Genomic DNA, 16,302 nt, shown 5'->3' with positions numbered 1-16,302 from the left:
GCCTGCCATACGGACGCGCTCTAGGAGGCGGCACTGAACGGAGTGCCCTGGTGGAAGTAGAGGAGCCAGCCGCTGTCCGTGAGACGCCACAAGGAGCTGCGGTGCGAGCGGCGTTCGCCCGACTGCGTGTCGAACGTGAGGTGCACCAGGTCGGGGGCGAGTTGCACGCCTCGCATCCCTGAGGTGGTGACCGGCCTGGGCGCCGAGGCTCCCTCGGCGGTGAGCGCGGCGAGGATCGACTCCCGGTCCCAGTGGCGGCCCGAGGTGCCGAACTCACTGAATTCCGGGTGGAGGAGTTCCGCGAGGAGCTCCGCGGAGGCGCGGACGGCCGGGTCGAGGAGGCGCAGTTCGGCCTCGATGGCCGCCTCGACGGCGGGGGACGGCTCAGTCACGGGTCATCTCCACCAGCTTGACGACGGTGTTCCAGTTGCGGCTGGTGGCGACGACGCCCTTGAAGAGGGCGGGTCTGGCCAGTGCCTCGCCGAGCTTCGAGCGGCCGAGGCCGTTCGGGGCGTACAGATACAGGGCGCGGTCGCCGAGCCTGAACTCCTCGGGCAGATACGCCGCAGGGTCGATCCGCGCGAAGCGCTCGGCGGTGAGCGGCTCGGAGCAGTAGGTGACGTGCAGTTGCTTGCCCTCCAGCTCCGCGGCCGGGAAGGGGCAGGCGTCGGCGACGGCGCTCAGATAGGCCGCGCTGCGGACCAGGACGTCGACGGCGAACCCGAAGCGTGTCTCGATGGCCTGCCCCAGGCTCGCGGCGAGCGCGTCATCGGCCGCGTCGGCGTCGCTGGTGAAGACCGCGTTGCCGCTCTGCAGGTAGGTGGCGACGTTCTCGTGGCCCAGTTCGGTCATCAGGACCCGTAGTTCCGCCATCGGGACCGTCCGGTGCCCGCTCACATTGATGCCGCGCAGCAGCGCCGCGTAGGTGGTGGTCATGAACAGAAAGATAGGCGCACGCACAGCGAAGAGAGGCGGTCGCCGCACCCCGTGGGGGAGGGCACGGCGACCGCCCGTTCAGTGCTGCGAGGCAATCCCTACTCGACGACCTTCAACAGCTTGTTCGGGGTGCCGGCGCTCGGGTTGTTGATCTTATCCGGGGTCGCGCCCCCGGTCAGCGCCGTGGCGACCTGCTCCGGGGTGGCGTCCTGGTGGCCCGCCAGGTAGACCGCGGCGGCGCCCACGACGTGAGGGGTCGCCATGGACGTACCGGAGATGGTCTTCGTGCCCTCGTCGCTGTCGTTCCACGAGGAGGTGATGTCCGAGCCCGGCGCGTAGATGTCCACGATCGAGCCGAAGTTGGAGAAGTCGGACTGCGCGTCGCCCTTGGTGCTCGATGCGACGGTGATGGCCTCCTTCACCCGGGCCGGGGAGCTCTGGCTCGCGTCGCCGGAGTCGTTGCCCGCGGCGACGCCGTAGGTGACGCCGGAGGCGATGGACTTGCGTACGGCCTCGTCCAGGGCCTCGTCGGCGCCGCCGCCGAGGCTCATGTTGGCGACGGACGCGCCCTTGTGGTTCGTGGTGACCCAGTCGATGCCGGCGACGACCCCTTCGGTCGTGCCGGAGCCGTTGTCGTCGAGGACTCTGACGGCCACGATCTTGGCCTTCTTGGCCACGCCGTGGGCGGTGCCGCCGATGGTTCCGGCGACGTGCGTGCCGTGGCCGTTGCCGTCGTCCGCGGAGTCGTCGTTGTCCACGGCGTCGAAGCCGTGGGTGGCGCGGCCCGCGAGGTCCTTGTGCGTGATGCGGACACCGGTGTCGATGACGTACGCCGTGACACCCTCACCCGCGCTGTCCGGGTAGGTGTACTTGCTGTCGCCGGCCGTGTCGGCCTGGTCGATACGGTCGATGCCCCAGGACGGCGGGTTGTCCTGGGTGGCGTCGATGCTGAACTTCTTGTTCTGCACGACCTTGCTGACGGCCGGGTCGGCGGCCAGGCGCTTGGCCTCGGTCTCCGAAAGTCCGTCGGCCGAGAAGCCGTTGACAGCGGACTTGTAGTTGCGCTTCAGCTTGCCGCCGTACTCCTTGGCCAGGTCCTGCTTGTCGGCCTTCTGGTCCAGCATCACGATGTAGCTGCCGGCCACGGCGCCCTCAGCGCCCACCCCGTAGACGGTCCCCTGCGCGGGGGCCGCTCCGGCGAAGGGGGAGTTGAGCAGGGTGACACCGGCCGCGGCCGCGACCGCGGTTATCGCCGCGGTGAGCCTGATCCGACTGGTGCGCTTGTGAATTGCCATGAAGAGGGGTCTCCTCGTTCAGATTTGTGGGGGGATCAGCCACCGGCCAGGAAGATCTCCGGTGACTGGGTCGAAACACTTACTGATTGACGCGCTCAGATCAAGGCCTACATACGCCTGTTACTTACTAAACAACCTTTCGTAATAAAAAATGGGGTGGGCCTCCCCAAGTCGGACACACCCCTCGCAACTCCTTTACGTGTAAGGGGCGTTCTTCCATCTCTTCCACCTCGGCGAGGAGCCCGTCGGCGCACAGGGAGGAGACGCGCGATCTACGCCCCCCCCTGCACGCAGGACGAGACCGGCCTTCCGCCGCCATAGCTTCGAAGCAGGTCGCGGCGCGGTGCCGCCACCACTGATGAGGGGGCGACGGGGCATGGGCGACACGGAGGACACGACGGGGTGGGCGGGCCGGCCACCGGGCGGCGCACCACGGGGCATCGCCGCCGGTGAAGGCCAAGAGCCCCGAGTACCGCCGGCCCGCGCCCTCGGTGGAGTTGGAGAAGGTCAGGGTCTGACAGTCACCCTACGGCGCGTATACGCGTCATCCGGCGGGCAGTTCGGCCTCGATGAGGTCGGCTGCCCGCTTCGTGCCGCCCTCTGACTCCATGCCGAGGCGGATTTCCTCGGCCCTGCGGGTCACCTCGGGGTCGGCCAGCAGGCCGAGGACCGCCGTCCGGAGCGCCTCCGCGGTGGCCTCCTCGGTGTCGATACGGCGGGCGACACCCAGCGACACAAGCATGTCGGCGTTGCCGAACTGGTCGACGGCCTGCGGTACCGCGACCATCGGGGTGCCGGTGGCGAGTCCTTCGCGGCTGCCGCCGGCGCCCGCGTGGGTGATGAAGGCGTCGGCCTGCTCCAGGATGTTCAACTGGGGTACCCAGCTGTGGACTTCGATGTTCCCGGGGATGTCGCCGAGGTCGGCGGCGTCGACGTGCTTGCCGATCTGGAGGACGACGTGCCAGCCGGGCAGGGAGCCGAAGGCCTCGATGCAGGCACGGTAGAAGGCGGGCTGCTTGGTGAACGTGGAGCCGAGCGAGACCAGCAGTACCTTTTCGGCCCCGTCCGGGCGCCGCCACTCCCCCTGCCCCGCGCGCCTGCCCTGGCAGGCGCCGACGAAGGTGTAGACGGACCTGTCGACCCGGTCGGCGTTGGGCTGGAGCACCTCGGGGATCAGCACGACGCTGCGGCGGGGCCGGCCCGCGAACCGGTCGGGGTCCGTGTCGGGCAGGCCGCCCGCTTCGAGCCAGCTCCGGAAGCGGGCGAAGTACGCCTTGCCGCGCTCGCTCTGCCTGAGCTCGCGGAACAACGGTTCGGCGACCTCTTCCTCGTACCCCTGCCAGGCCACCAGGTTCGGGGAGAGCGAGACGGCGGGCACGCCCCAGCGGTGGGCGAGGAGCTGCGCCGGATAGGAAGTGATGTCGTGGATGACGAGGTCGGGCTCGTCACCCCGGTACGCCTCGATCAGCTGCGGCAGCGTCTGGACGGCGTCGGCCAGGAACGGCTCGATGTTGTCGATCAGTTCGGTGCCCCACGCCTCGGGGTCGTCGTCGGTGGGCAGTACCGAGGTGTAGACGACGGCCTCGGCGCCGGCTTCGGCGACCTTGTCGGCGAAGGACGCGGGGATCGCGTAGGTGACGCGGTGACCACGGGCGACGAGCTCGCGGATCACTTCGATGCTCGGGTTGACGTGCCCGGCGGCGGCGATCGAGAACATGGCGATATGGCTGCGCGCACGCTTCGGTGAAGTCATGCCCGTACCATAACGAGACGAGACGTCTCGTGCAACACGTTTGAACACCGCCGATCAGCGCTGATAGCGGGCCAGCACCAGATTCCCGTCCTTTACCAGGCGTTTCTCCAACTCGTCACGGTCGATCGCACCGCTGTAATACTCCTGATAGGCGGGGGTGGCGACCTTGTCCTTCCACTCCGGATATCCACGCACCGACTGGGCGGGCGCCGAACGCAGATGCTCGGCGAGGGCGGTGCCGGTGGCCCAGTCGTCCTTCTCGGTACGCAGCGACGGGTCCTTCAGCGCCCGGCCACCGGTCGGCAGCATCCAGTCGCCCTTGGCCAGCCGCACCATGTTCGCCGGCTGGAGCAGGAAGTCGATGAACTCCACCGCCTCCTTCTTGTACGGGCTGTCCTCGGCCACCGAGAGGGTCTGCGGGCTCACGCCCTGGGCCAGGCCATCGCTGCCCGCCGGGGCGGGCAGTACCTTCCAGTCGAAGCCCTCGGGGGCCTGCTGGACGATCTGCTGGCGGAACGAGAAGCCGAGCGGCACCATCGCGTACTTGCCGCCGAAGAAACCGGGCAGCGTGTCGGAGCCACCCATACCCAGTGTCGAACTGGACGCGCTGCCATCGGTGTTGACCTGGTCGTGGACGGTCCGGGGCACCACCGCGTCGCCGTCGGTGAAGCGCACCTTCGCCTTTCCGTCCTCGCCGCGGTGGAAGAGCTCGCCGCCCGCCGAGAGCCCGAGGTTGAGGGTGGCGGAGACCGGCTCCTTCAGCGGCCAGGCCACGCCGAACCTGCCCTTTGCGGTCAGCTTCTTGGCGACCTGCCGGAACTCCTGCCAGCTCCATGGCTTCTCTGCGGTGGGGATACGGACCCCGGAGGCCTTGAGGAGCTTCTCGTTGGCGATCAGGACACGCGGCTCCTGGAGGAACGGAACGCCGTAGATCCCCTTGTCGAACGTCGTCGTCCGCCAACTGCGCTGCGGGATGTCGTCCTTGAGGCGGGCGGGCAGCAGCTTCCGCAGATCGGCGAGATAGCCGCCGTACGCGAAGTCGGCGAGGTCGTCGGACGCGTCGTGGATGATGTCGGGGGCCTCACCGCCCTCGAACGACGTCAGCAGCTGGTCGTGGACGCTGTCCCAGCTGCCCTGGACGTACTCGACCCGGACCTCGGGATGTGCGGCGTTCCACTCGTCGACGAGCTCCCTGTTGGCGTCGACGGACTCCTTCTGCCAGGCCAGGGACTGGAAGCGCAGGGTGATCCGCCCGTCGGCCTCCTTGTCGCCGTCCGAGCAGCCGGTGAGGAGCAGCGCGCAGACGGCGGCCGCGGCGGCGAATCGGGTGGGGATCGCGGTGCGCATCAGGCCTTCACCGCCCCGGCCATCATGCCGCCCGTGATCCGCTTCTGAATGATCGCGAAGACGACCAGGGAGGGAAGGGTGGCGAGGAACGTGGCGGCGGCGAGCGGGCCGAGGTCGGCCACGCCCTCCGCCCCGAGGAAGTGGGTGAGCACGACGGGCAACGTCTGCTTCTCCGGAGTCTTGAGCAGGACGAGCGCGAAGAAGAACTCGTTCCATGCGGTGATGAACGCGAACAGCGCGGTGGCGACGATGCCGGGGGCCAGCAGCGGCGCGGTGACCGACACGAGCGTACGCAGCCGGCCCGCGCCGTCGACGGATGCGGCCTCCTCCAGCTCGCGCGGCACGGCCCGGACGTACCCGACCAGCATCCAGAGCGCGAAGGGCAGGGACCAGACGACGTACACCATCACCAACCCCACCAGAGAGTTGATCAGGTGGAGGTTCTTGAGGATCAGGAAAAGCGGAATGATCACCAGGACGAACGGGAACGCCTGGCTGATCACGACCCAGCCGGTGGCGGCGGCCGACAGCCTATTGCGATGACGGGCCATCACATAGGCCATCGGGGTCGCGATGACGACGGCGATCAGAGCGGCGCAGAGCGCGGCGATCAGGCTGTTGGCGGCGGCCTGGAGCAGCGGCTGTTCCTCGAAGGCCTGCCGGAAATTGTCGAGGGTCGGACTCTTCGGGATCCAGGTGGGGTGCAGGGAGCCGAGCTCCCGGGGCGGCTTGAAGGCCGTCGAGATGAGCCAGAGGAAGGGGAAGGCGAGGAAGACGAGGTATCCGAGGAGCGCGAAGTACTGGCCGGCGCGCGCGGGCCTGCTGGTGCGGAGCGTCACTGGTCTTCGTCCCCCTTCAGGCGGCCGACGAGGTAGAGGGCGAGCAGCACCGAGATCACGGCCACCATGACGCAGCCCATGGCGGCGGCATACCCGAACTGGCCGTAGCGAAAGGCCTCTTCGTAGGCGAAGAGCATCGGGAGCCGGGTGCGGCCCCCGGGGCCTCCGTTGGTCAGGACGTAGACCAGGGCGAAGGAATTGAAGTTCCAGATGAAGTTGAGCGCGGTGATGGCCAGGGCCACGGGCTTGATGGCCGGCCAGGTGACGGTGCGAAAGCGCCGCCAGGCGCCCGCGCCGTCGAGGGCGGCGGCCTCGTGCAGCTCGTGCGGGGTGTTCTGGAGGCCGGCGAGCAGGGCCACCGTGGTCTGCGGCATGCCGGCCCAGATGCCGACGATGATCACGGCGGGCAGCGCGGTGGCCAGGCCCGTGAGCCAGTCACGTCCGTCACCGAGGCCCAGGTCACGGATGGTCTCGTTGAGGATTCCGGCATCCGGGTTGTAGACGAGACGCCACATGATGCCGACGACCACCTCGGGCATCGCCCAGGGGATGATCGCCAGCGATCTGGCCAGCCAGCGGAAGCGCAGATTCTGGCTGAGCAGCAGGGCGAGGCCGAGCGCCAGCAGGAACTGCGGGACGCTCACCCCGACGGCCCACAGCAGGCCGATGCGGAAGGAGTCCCAGAAGAGCGTGTCGTGCAGCAGGTCCTGGAAGTTCAGCGCGCCGACCCACTGGGTGGGTGCGCTGCGGCCCGACTGGGAGTCGGTGAAGGCGAGGGCGATGCCGTAGAGCAGCGGGCCGACGCTGAGGATCAGGATCGGGATCAGCGCGGGCAGTACCAGGAACCAGGCCCCATGATCCGCCGTGCTGCCCGGCCGCTTCCTGGACCGTGCCTTTGCGGTCTCCCATGTCACTGATTCGACTCCTTCGGGCGGCTCATCCTGGTCTGGCCGCCCCGGCGGCCTCCGTCATCGTGCTGACGGGCCGTTGGTTCGTCAAGCCAACCTGCGAGGATGCGAGACTTCGGTCACGGGATCCTGGATCACCGGGAGATATCGCGAGGAGATGTTGATGGACGAGGCACGGGCGCGTGAGGTGCTGGCCGCGGTGCGGCCCGGGTCCCGTGCGGAACTGCTGGCCCTGGGCGAGAACGCGGTGTTCGCCGTGGGCGGCCTGGTCGTCAAGGTCGGCCGCCGGGACATCGAGCTGCTGGCGCGGGCCGAGCGCGAACTGGCCGTGGCGCACTGGCTCGCCGCCTCGGGCGTCCCTGCGGTGCGGGCCGCCGAGCCCGAGCCGCGCTGGGTGGACGGCCATCCGGTGACCTTCTGGCACCGGCTGCCCGAGCCCGTACGCCCGGCCGAGCCGCGTGACGTGGCCGAGCTACTGCGCCAGGTCCACGCCCTGCCCCCGCCCCCCTTCGCGCTCCCCCCGCGCGAGCTGCTCGGCGGGGTCGAGCGGTGGCTGCGACTCGCGGGCGACGCGATCGACCCGGCGGACGCGGCGTATCTGCGTGAGCGGCGCGACGGCTTCGCCACCGCCGCCGCCGCGCTCACCCCGCGGCTGCCGCCGGGCCCCATCCACGGCGACGCGCTCCCCCGCAATGTCCACGTCGGCCCCGAAGGCCCTGTGCTGGTGGACCTGGAGACCTTCTCCGCCGATTTCCGCGAGCACGACCTGGTGGTCATGGCCCTGTCGCGGGACCGCTACGGTCTGGCGCCCGAGGCGTACGACGCGTTCACTTCGACGTACGGCTGGGACGTGCGCGAGTGGTCCGGCTGTACGGTGCTGCGCGGCGCCCGTGAAACGGCCAGCTGTGCCTGGGTGGCCCAGCACGCCCCGTCCAACGCGGCTGCGCTGACGGAATTCCGGCGGCGCGTCTCCTCACTGCGTGACGAGGACCCCGAGGTGCGCTGGTACCCGTTCTGAACGGGCGCGGAGTGTGCGGCCGTGGGGACCGAGCGGCCCGCCGGGCCGCTCAGCCCGCCGCCGGGGCCAGCTCACGCAACGGCCAGGTCGCTTCGACGACCGCGTCCGGGGTGCCCTTCTTGCGGAGGAACTCCTGGAAGCTCGCCGCCCATTGGGCGTACCACTCGATCTGGCGCCGGTGCAGCTCCGGCGGGGCGAGTGCGGCCACCTCGGCATGGCGCTCGGCTATCGCGCAGGCGACGCGGACCGCCGCGAGGGCGTCGGCGGCAGCCTCGTGCGCGCCGTCGAGCACCACGCCGTACTCGACGCAGACCGCTTCCAGCGTCCGCTTGCCCTTGCGGTAGCGGTCCACGGCGCGGTCGATCGTGTACGGGTCGACGACCGGGCCCGCCTCCGCGCCGCCGAGGCGCTCGGCAAGCGGCGGCAGACCGTGCCTGCGCAGCTCCGCGGCGAGCATCGTCAGGTCGAACGCCGCGTTGTACGCGACGACCGGCACGCCGCGCGCCCAGTACTCCGTGAGGGCCTGGGCGATCTCGTCGACCACCTCACGCGCGGACCGGCCGTCCGCGACCGCCCGTTCACTGCTTATGCCGTGGATGGCCGACGCCTGCGCCGGGATGCGGATGCCCGGGTCGGCCAGCCAGCCCCGGCGGCGGACCGACTCGCCGTCCTTCACTTCGACGACCGCGGCCGTCACGATCCGCGCCTCGCGCGGATCGGTGCCCGTCGTCTCCAGGTCGAAGCCGACCAGCGTCTCCCGGTGCCAGCCCATGGCGACTCTCCTTCATGATGCGTGTGCTTCCCCCGTGGTTTTCCCCGGCTGGAAATAACCCTCGCACGCACCACTGACAGTCAGGAGACAGGCCGCGAGTCCGCCCACACGGATTCGAATTCCTCCCGATACGTCTCGAAAAGTCCGTGCTCGGTGTCCTGACCGTGCCGGACCACTCCACGCCCGCCGCCCCGCAGGACCAGCACCGGCGCCTCCATGCCGCGCGCCCTGCGCAGATACGACTGGACGACGGCGAGACCGTCCGAGCCGTCCCCGTCCACCAGGTACGCGGTGAAACGCGGCGTCTCGTCGAACACCTGGATCTCGAACGCCCCCGGGTCGCGCAGCTTGGAGCGCACCCGGCGCATGTGCATGATGTTCATCTCCACCGAACGGCTCATCTCGCCCTTCTTCAGACCCAGTTCGCGCTCGCGCCGCTTGACCGCGCTGCTCGCCGGATTGAGGAAGAGCAGCCGGACCCGGCAGCCCGACTCGGCGAGCCGCACCAGGCGACGGCCCGAGAAGTTCTGCACGAGGAGGTTCAGGCCTATCCCGATCGCGTCGAGCCGCCGGGCCCCGCCGAAGAGATCCTCGGCCGGCAGCTGGCGCTGCAGACGGACCCGGTCCGGGTGGACGCTGACCACGTCCGCGTACCGGTCCCCCACCAGCTCCTCGACCGCGTCGACGCGCAGCCGGTCGGACGACGGCACACCGGCCCCGCTGCCCAGGATTTCGAGCAGCCTGGCCGACGCCCGCTCCGCCTGGGCGAGCACCGCCTCGGACAGGGCCCGGTTGCGGGAGACGACGTTGCGCGTGACCTCCAGCTCGTCCAGGGCCAGCTCGACATCGCGCCGGTCGTCGAAGTACGGCTCGAAGCAGGGCCAGTGCTGGACCATGAGCTCCCGCAGCTGCGGGAGCGTGAGGAAGCTCAGGACGTTGTCGTCGGCCGGGTCGAGCAAATAGCCCTTGCGTCGGCTGACCTCCCGTACGGCCACCGCGCGCTGCACCCACTCCTGGCCCGCCGGCCCGGCGGCCGCGACGACCCAGTCCTCCTCGCCGTGCACCGGCTCGTAGATGGGGCGAAGCACGGCGGCCACGACGGCGCGCAGCCGCTGCTCCACCAGGTTCAGCCAGATGTAGGCCCGCCCCGCCCGCTGGGCGCGCGTACGCACCTCGCTCCACGCGTCCGCGCCCCAGTCCAGCTCCGCCCCGATCTCCACCGGCCGCGCGAGCGAGACCGCTCCGGGTGGGACGTCTGTGGAACCCCCCTCGTGACTCGCGTCACCGGGGGGCAGTTCCAGCCCTCCCGAGCTCACCCACGCACCGCCTTCAGCTCCTAAAAGCCCCCGTCTTCAACGATCAAGGAAGGGTACTCCGGGAGCGGGAGGCGGTGCAGCAGGATCCACAGGGTCTTTTCTCAACTCCCCTGGTCGTGCTGTCCGTTCTGTCCGGCGAGATCGGCCGGAGTGAGCGGATTCATAGCGGTTACGTCCCTGGGTGCGAGGTGGAACCCCTGCCAGTGGACGGGCATGGGCTGCTGGTCCTCGTCCCGGGCGATGTGATGGAACCCGATGTTGACCCACGCGATCGGGGTCTTGAGCGTCTCCCCGTTCACCCATTTGTCGACGCTCTTGGGCGCGTTGGCGCCCCCGCAGTCACGGATGTTGTTGCTGGCGAACTGCTCGCACGCGCGGTGCTGGGTGAAGTACACGTCATGCTGGGTGAAGCCGCGGCCCGGGTACTTGCTGGAGGAGCCGGGGACGATCTCGTAACTGCGCGCGTGTCCGTCCTTGTTCTTGCCGGTGGCGCTGACCATCCGCCACCACCGCATGTTCTTGGCGTCGCCGGCGAGTTCCTTGGTCACCGGGGTGCGGGTGGTCGCGGTCTTGGGCGTGCCGTTGCCCTGCGGCACGGTGACCTTCGAGTCGTACTGCTCGACGCGGTTCTGGGAGTTGCCGTCGAGGCCGAAGTTCAGCCGCCAGAAGACGTTGTGGCTGTGGCTGGTCGCGTAGTCGCGCGCGCCCTTGCCGATCGGCCAGCCGCGGCCGTCGGCGGCGTCGTAGTCACCGGGCGAAAGGCTGCCGGTGGCACCGACGTTGGCCGAGATCGTGCCGTCGGAGGAGAAGCGCCACTCGGTGATGTACTCGTACCAGGACACCTTGTTGACGGTGTAGACGAGCAGGTCCTTGCCCTGCGCCTGCCAGACCTTCGTGCCCATGTCGTTGGCGAGCCGGTACGCGTGCCCGCGCGCACGCGTGGTGGTGCACAGCCCCTTGACGTTGCCCACGTCGCGGACCTTGACGGTCTTGATGGTGCCGCCGGGGCACTCGGCCGGCTTCAGGTTCTGAAGGCCGTAGCCGAAGCCGAAGCCGGTGAGGTCGTCGTACTCCGCCCTGCCGTTGTCGTACGGCACGTGGACCTGTGCGAGCTTGCCGGTCGTCAGGACCCGGATCGGCTTGGGCTCGCCCTTGGGCTGGTACGAGACCCGTTCGAGGACGAGGCCCGCGTCGCTGTCGTAGCTCCAGCACATGCGCCAGGTGGTGCCGCCGTCGAGCTTCTGTTCGATGCGGTACGCGGCGCTGCAGTCGGCCGACGGGGCCGGGGCCCTGGGTGCGGTCCGGGCTATCTCCTTGGGAGCCGCCGCCGTGGCGGTGCTCCCCGTGGCGGCTGCCAGGCTGCCGAGCAGGGCGGCCACGGCGAGGGTCGCCGCGGCGCGTCCGCGGACGCGCGAAGCTCTGTCGAAGTGCATGAAAGGGAACTCCCTCGTACGGAAGTGCGAGATGTGGGATGTGGAATGCGGGGCGACGGGCGGGCGGGTCAGTCCGTGCGGCCGACGGCCCTCGCGCTCAGGTCGACGACGAGGTGCTGGGTGTCGATCCACGGCCCGTTCTTCACCTTGGACGTGATGCGGACGCACCGGTGTTCACCGCAGGCGGCGAGCACCGCGGGCACGCGCGCCTCGCGCTCCTGCCGGTAGACCCCACCGTTCACCTGGAGCTGGTCCACGGAGGTGAGGGCCTTGCCGGTGGCGTCCCGGTAGTCCTTCTTCAGGCCCTCGCCCAGCGGGCTCCCGAGGATCAGCTCGGCCGCCTCGCGGACCTCCCGCGGGTTGGGTGAGGGCTGGACTCCCTGGACGCTGGAGGAACGCTCGACCTTGCCGGTGGCGAGGTTGACGGTCCTCGTGACCAGTTCGTCGGTCTTGTAGTCGTAGTACGAGACGTCCGCGCGGCGCGGCGGCGCGGCGGCGTCGGCCTCCGACGGCTCGGGTTCCCGCAGATTCGTGGCGAGATGCTGGGGACCGCGGTCCCCCTCGACGTCCTGCCCGCTCGCGAACCGCGCGGGCGTCATCGCGAGCTTCTCCACCCGCTCCAGCTCGTCGTCGGTGAGGGGGTCCCGGCCGATCCCCTGCTCCCCGTCCGCCGCGGCGCCCTCGACGATGCCGGGCTCGGGCGCTCCGGCCGCGCCCCCCTGCCCGTTCTGCCTGCTCTGTCCTGTCTGTCCGTTCCGGTCGCCCTGATCCCCCTGGGCGGAGCCGGCGGCTGCCGCTCGTCCGGTGCCACGCCCGTTCGCCGCGTCGTCGGCTCCGGCCGAATCCGGCAGCGTAATCCCGATCATCACTGCCGTGCCGGTGACCGCTATAGCGGCTCCTGCCAGCACTTTCCCCAGATGACGGCGCACTGTCTGGTGCACATTGCCCCCCTACTGATCCCCCCGGCGCCCTGCCGCCACGCTGGTCGCGCCGGCCACTTCCGGCGACAACTGGCATACCGGGTATGCGTGGTCACCCGGTAGGACGGGTCGAAGTCCTAGGAGGTTGCCCTACTTTCCGGGAAGATCTGAGCCAAGTGCCCCGCATCAGCCGGATCAGAAGTGGAAGAGTCTTGTCTATGCAGGTCTGGCCGGGAGAGGCATACCCACTCGGCGCCACGTACGACGGCGCCGGCACAAATTTCGCGGTCTACTCAGAGGCCGCAGAGCGAATCGAGTTGTGCCTGCTGCACGACGACGGTTCGGAAACGGCGGTGGAACTGCGCGAGGCCGACGCCTTCGTGCGCCATGCTTTCCTGCCCGGCATCATGCCGGGTCAGCGTTACGGGTACCGGATCCACGGCCCGTACGACCCGCAGTACGGCCAGCGGTGCAACTCGGCCAAGCTGCTGCTCGACCCCTACGCGCGCGCCATCAGCGGAAAGATCGACTGGGGCGAGGCGGTGTACGGCTACCACTTCGGGAAGCCGGACTCGCGCAACGACCTGGACTCGGCGCCGCACACGATGACTTCCGTCGTGGTCAATCCGTACTTCGACTGGGGCGACGACCGCCCGCCGCGGACCGACTACCACCGCACGATCCTCTACGAGGCCCATGTGAAGGGCCTCACGATGCTGCACCCCGATCTCCCGGACGAGCTGCGCGGCACGTACGCCGCGCTGGCGCATCCGGCGGTCATCGGGCATCTGACGGAACTGGGGGTCACCGCGCTGGAGTTGATGCCGGTGCATCAGTTCGTCAACGACCACAGGCTCGCCGACGCCAACCTGAGCAACTACTGGGGCTACAACACCATCGGCTTCTTCGCGCCGCACAACGCCTACGCGTCGTGGGGCGACCGGGGGCAGCAGGTGCTGGAGTTCAAGTCCGCGGTGCGGGCGCTGCACCAGGCCGGCATCGAGGTCATCCTCGATGTCGTCTACAACCACACCGCGGAGGGCAACCATCTGGGGCCCACGCTGTCCTTCCGCGGCCTCGACAACGCCTCGTACTACCGGCTCGCCGACGATCCCCGCTACTACATGGACACCACAGGGACCGGAAACTCCCTGCTGATGCGCTCCCCGCACGTGCTCCAGCTGATCATGGACTCACTGCGGTACTGGGTCACCGAGATGCACGTGGACGGCTTCCGCTTCGACCTCGCGGCGACGCTGGCGCGCCAGTTCCACGAGGTGGACCGGCTGTCGTCCTTCTTCGACCTGGTCCAGCAGGATCCGGTGGTCAGCCAGGTCAAGCTGATCGCCGAGCCCTGGGACGTGGGCGAGGGCGGCTATCAGGTCGGCAACTTCCCGCCGCTGTGGACCGAGTGGAACGGCAAGTACCGCGACACCGTGCGGGACATGTGGCGGGGTGAGCCGCGGACGATCGCCGAGTTCGCGGGGCGGTTGACGGGGTCGTCGGACCTGTACCAGGACGACGGGCGACGGCCGCTGGCCTCCATCAACTTCACCACCTGCCACGACGGATTCACGCTGCACGACCTGGTCTCGTACAACGAGAAGCACAACCACGAGAACGGCGAGGACAACCAGGACGGCGAGAGTCACAACCGGTCGTGGAACAGCGGGGCCGAGGGCGATACGGACGACCCGGCCGTCCTTGAGCTGCGCGCCCGTCAGATGCGGAACTTCATCGCCACGCTGATGCTGTCGCAGGGCGTTCCGATGCTCTCGCACGGCGACGAGTTCGCCCGGACCCAGCGCGGCAACAACAACGCGTACTGCCAGGACAACGAGATCTCGTGGGTCCAGTGGCCGAAACCGGCCACGGCCGACGGGGAGGAGGACGAGCAGGACAACACGCTGCTCGCCTTCACCCGCGCCATGGTGTGGCTGCGGAGGGACCACCCGGTCTTCCGGCGCAGGCGGTTCTTCCACGGCCGCCCGGTGGAGGGCACGCACGACGACCTGTCGGACATCGCGTGGTTCACCCCGGAGGGCGAGGAGATGGCCCAGCCGGACTGGCAGGCGGCCCACGCCAAGGCGCTGACCGTCTTCCTCAACGGCCATGCGATCTCGGAGCCGGGGCCGCGGGGCGAGCGGATCTCGGACGACTCCTTCCTGCTGATGTTCAACGCGAGCGCCAAGACGCTGGAGTTCACGGTGCCGGTGAATCACGGCAAGCAATGGCTGGTCGTGGTGGACACGGCGCGGCCGGACGGGGTGGCGCCGGGCACCGGGCCGAAGGTGGCCGGGGGCGAGCAGGTCACGATGATCGGACGCAGCCTGGTGGTGTTGCAGCGGCCGGCCTAGGCGGACCGGCCCTCGATCGCCGGACGGGCTCACACGGTGTGAGCCCGTCCGGCGCTTTCCGACCCGCTCGGCGCCCGCGTCCCGCCCGTCGGCCGGCCCGACATCCCGGTCCAGCCTTTCGACCCGCTCGGCGCCCGCGCCCCCGGGTCCGGGCGGGAGCCCCATGCCAACACCCCGCACAGGGCCGCGGCCCCCACCGCCACCGCGAACGCCGCGGGCGGCCCCTGTGTCTCGGCCAGCCGACCGGACACCGCGAGGGCCAGCGCCTGGCCGCCGACGATTCCGCTCGTCAGGAAGGCCATGGACTCCGCCAGCCTGCGCTCGGGGACGATCCGTTCGGTCAGGCCGAAGATCGTGATCAGGTGCGGTGCGTAGGCGACGCCGAGCACGACGACGACGGCGTACAGCGCCCACAGCGTGGTGACGAACAGGAGCGGTACGGAGAGCACGATCAGCGCCGCCGTCGCGGCCCGCCAGCGGGTGGTCAGCGGGATCCGGGCCGGGACGGCCGCCATCGCCAGGCCGGCCACCGCGCTCATGACGCCCATCGCCGCGTAGACGAGCCCGGCCTGTCCCGGCTGCCCGAGCCGCTCCGTGAGTGCGGTGATGCCCGCCTGCGAGGCGCCGAACATCGCGCCCTGCAGGACCATCGCGGCGCGCAGCGCGTACACCTGCCCGGGTAGTCCGGTACGGACGGACGACGCCGTCCGGGACGCGGGGCGTACCCGCGTCGCCGTCGGATGCAGGGCGAACCAGGTGCCGCAGACGGCCAGCAGGCCCGCCGCCACGAACAGGGCGGCGGCCGGGTGGGCGAAGGCCACGGCGAGGCCGACGAAGGCCGGACCGAGGACGAACGACACCTCGTCGAGGGTGCCTTCGAAGGACAGCACGGCGGCGACCACCCGCTCGTCCGCGCCGGACTGCCGGGCGAGAGCGACCGAGCGGGTCCGGGCCATCGGCCCGACCTGCGGCACGCTCGCCCCGGCGAGCGCGCCGACGAGGGCGAGCGGGAGGGTGGCCGTCCGGTCGAGGGCGGCGAGCACCAGCGCCGTCACGGCGACCGCGTTCACGAGGGCGGCGGCCAGGACGACGGTCCGCTGCCCGTGCCGGTCCGCCATTCGGCCCAGGACGGGGCCGCCCAGTGTCTGGCCGGCCGCGAGCGCACCGCCGACGAGTCCCGCCGTGGCGAGGCTGCCGCTGGTCTCGGCGACCAGCAGGAGACTCCCGAGCTGGCACATCGCGGTCGGGAGCCTGCCGAGGAAGGAGACGACGGGCAAGACCGGCCCGGTCAGGGCGACAACCTCGCGGTAGGTGCGAAAAGTTCCGGACATCGGTCGACCGTAGGTCTCCTTCCGGAGACGGACGCATGGGTCGATGACACAGAAGCCTCGAATGCGGGTACGTACGT

General features: G+C 69.9%; 13 protein-coding genes and 1 pseudogene. 2 read left to right on the top strand and 12 right to left on the bottom strand.

What is annotated here, in order from left to right; translation table 11 throughout:
- Positions 1 to 20: 20 nt before the first annotated feature.
- From ACLLJJ_RS35170 to ACLLJJ_RS35140, 7 genes and pseudogenes are all read right to left on the bottom strand, one after another.
- Complete coding sequence (locus ACLLJJ_RS35170; RefSeq protein WP_434598685.1) at positions 21 to 392, bottom strand: DUF4440 domain-containing protein; 372 nt, start codon at positions 390 to 392, stop codon at positions 21 to 23.
- Positions 385 to 936: a DUF1697 domain-containing protein gene (locus ACLLJJ_RS35165; protein WP_434598683.1), complete on the bottom strand. Its 552-nt coding sequence runs from the start codon at positions 934 to 936 to the stop codon at positions 385 to 387. Before ACLLJJ_RS35165 ends, ACLLJJ_RS35170 begins: the two co-directional genes overlap by 8 nt.
- A 98-nt stretch (positions 937 to 1,034) precedes the next feature.
- The gene (locus ACLLJJ_RS35160; protein ID WP_434598681.1) at positions 1,035 to 2,231 is read right to left on the bottom strand and encodes a S8 family peptidase; all 1,197 of its coding nucleotides are present in this window, start codon (positions 2,229 to 2,231) and stop codon (positions 1,035 to 1,037) included.
- Positions 2,232 to 2,775: 544 nt separating this feature from the next.
- Positions 2,776 to 4,022: pseudogene (mgt, locus tag ACLLJJ_RS35155) on the bottom strand (macrolide-inactivating glycosyltransferase).
- 16 nt (positions 4,023 to 4,038) lie between these two features.
- Complete coding sequence (locus tag ACLLJJ_RS35150; protein WP_434598679.1) at positions 4,039 to 5,331, bottom strand: ABC transporter substrate-binding protein; 1,293 nt, start codon at positions 5,329 to 5,331, stop codon at positions 4,039 to 4,041.
- Positions 5,331 to 6,170: a carbohydrate ABC transporter permease gene (locus ACLLJJ_RS35145; RefSeq protein WP_434598677.1), complete on the bottom strand. Its 840-nt coding sequence runs from the start codon at positions 6,168 to 6,170 to the stop codon at positions 5,331 to 5,333. The genes ACLLJJ_RS35150 and ACLLJJ_RS35145 overlap by 1 nt, the downstream gene beginning before the upstream one ends.
- Complete coding sequence (locus tag ACLLJJ_RS35140; protein WP_434598675.1) at positions 6,167 to 7,084, bottom strand: carbohydrate ABC transporter permease; 918 nt, start codon at positions 7,082 to 7,084, stop codon at positions 6,167 to 6,169. The genes ACLLJJ_RS35145 and ACLLJJ_RS35140 overlap by 4 nt, the downstream gene beginning before the upstream one ends.
- Positions 7,085 to 7,241: 157 nt before the next feature.
- On the opposite strand from ACLLJJ_RS35140, the gene ACLLJJ_RS35135 reads away from it, so the two are divergent.
- The gene (locus ACLLJJ_RS35135) at positions 7,242 to 8,096 is read left to right on the top strand and encodes a phosphotransferase enzyme family protein (protein ID WP_434598672.1); all 855 of its coding nucleotides are present in this window, start codon (positions 7,242 to 7,244) and stop codon (positions 8,094 to 8,096) included.
- A gap of 49 nt (positions 8,097 to 8,145) precedes the next feature.
- On the opposite strand, the gene ACLLJJ_RS35130 is transcribed toward ACLLJJ_RS35135, so the two are convergent.
- From ACLLJJ_RS35130 to ACLLJJ_RS35115, 4 genes are all read right to left on the bottom strand, one after another.
- Positions 8,146 to 8,868 carry a 3'-5' exonuclease gene (locus ACLLJJ_RS35130; protein ID WP_434598670.1) on the bottom strand — a complete coding sequence of 241 codons (723 nt, stop codon included), beginning with the start codon at positions 8,866 to 8,868 and terminating at the stop codon, positions 8,146 to 8,148.
- An 80-nt stretch (positions 8,869 to 8,948) separates the two neighbouring features.
- Positions 8,949 to 10,184 (bottom strand): SAV2148 family HEPN domain-containing protein, encoded by a 1,236-nt coding sequence (locus ACLLJJ_RS35125; protein ID WP_434598668.1) that lies wholly within the window; start codon positions 10,182 to 10,184, stop codon positions 8,949 to 8,951.
- A 101-nt stretch (positions 10,185 to 10,285) separates the two neighbouring features.
- Complete coding sequence (locus ACLLJJ_RS35120; protein ID WP_434598666.1) at positions 10,286 to 11,617, bottom strand: copper amine oxidase; 1,332 nt, start codon at positions 11,615 to 11,617, stop codon at positions 10,286 to 10,288.
- A 68-nt stretch (positions 11,618 to 11,685) separates the two neighbouring features.
- A complete protein-coding gene (locus tag ACLLJJ_RS35115; RefSeq protein ID WP_434598664.1) occupies positions 11,686 to 12,558 on the bottom strand; it encodes a Tat pathway signal sequence domain protein in 873 nt (290 codons plus the stop codon).
- Between the two features lie 197 nt (positions 12,559 to 12,755).
- Between ACLLJJ_RS35115 and glgX the strand changes: the two genes are divergently transcribed.
- Positions 12,756 to 14,894, top strand: a complete 2,139-nt coding sequence (gene glgX / locus ACLLJJ_RS35110) for a glycogen debranching protein GlgX (RefSeq protein WP_434598662.1) — start codon at positions 12,756 to 12,758, stop codon at positions 14,892 to 14,894.
- A 29-nt stretch (positions 14,895 to 14,923) separates the two neighbouring features.
- On the opposite strand, the gene ACLLJJ_RS35105 is transcribed toward glgX, so the two are convergent.
- Entirely contained in the window at positions 14,924 to 16,225 is a 1,302-nt protein-coding gene (locus ACLLJJ_RS35105; protein WP_434598660.1) for an MFS transporter, read from the bottom strand.
- Positions 16,226 to 16,302 lie beyond the last annotated feature (77 nt).

Source organism: Streptomyces sp. A5-4 (assembly GCF_051131715.1).
Lineage (GTDB): Bacteria > Actinomycetota > Actinomycetes > Streptomycetales > Streptomycetaceae > Streptomyces.
Note: the sequence above shows the minus strand (reverse complement) of the source record. Positions and strands in the feature narration are given on the sequence as shown.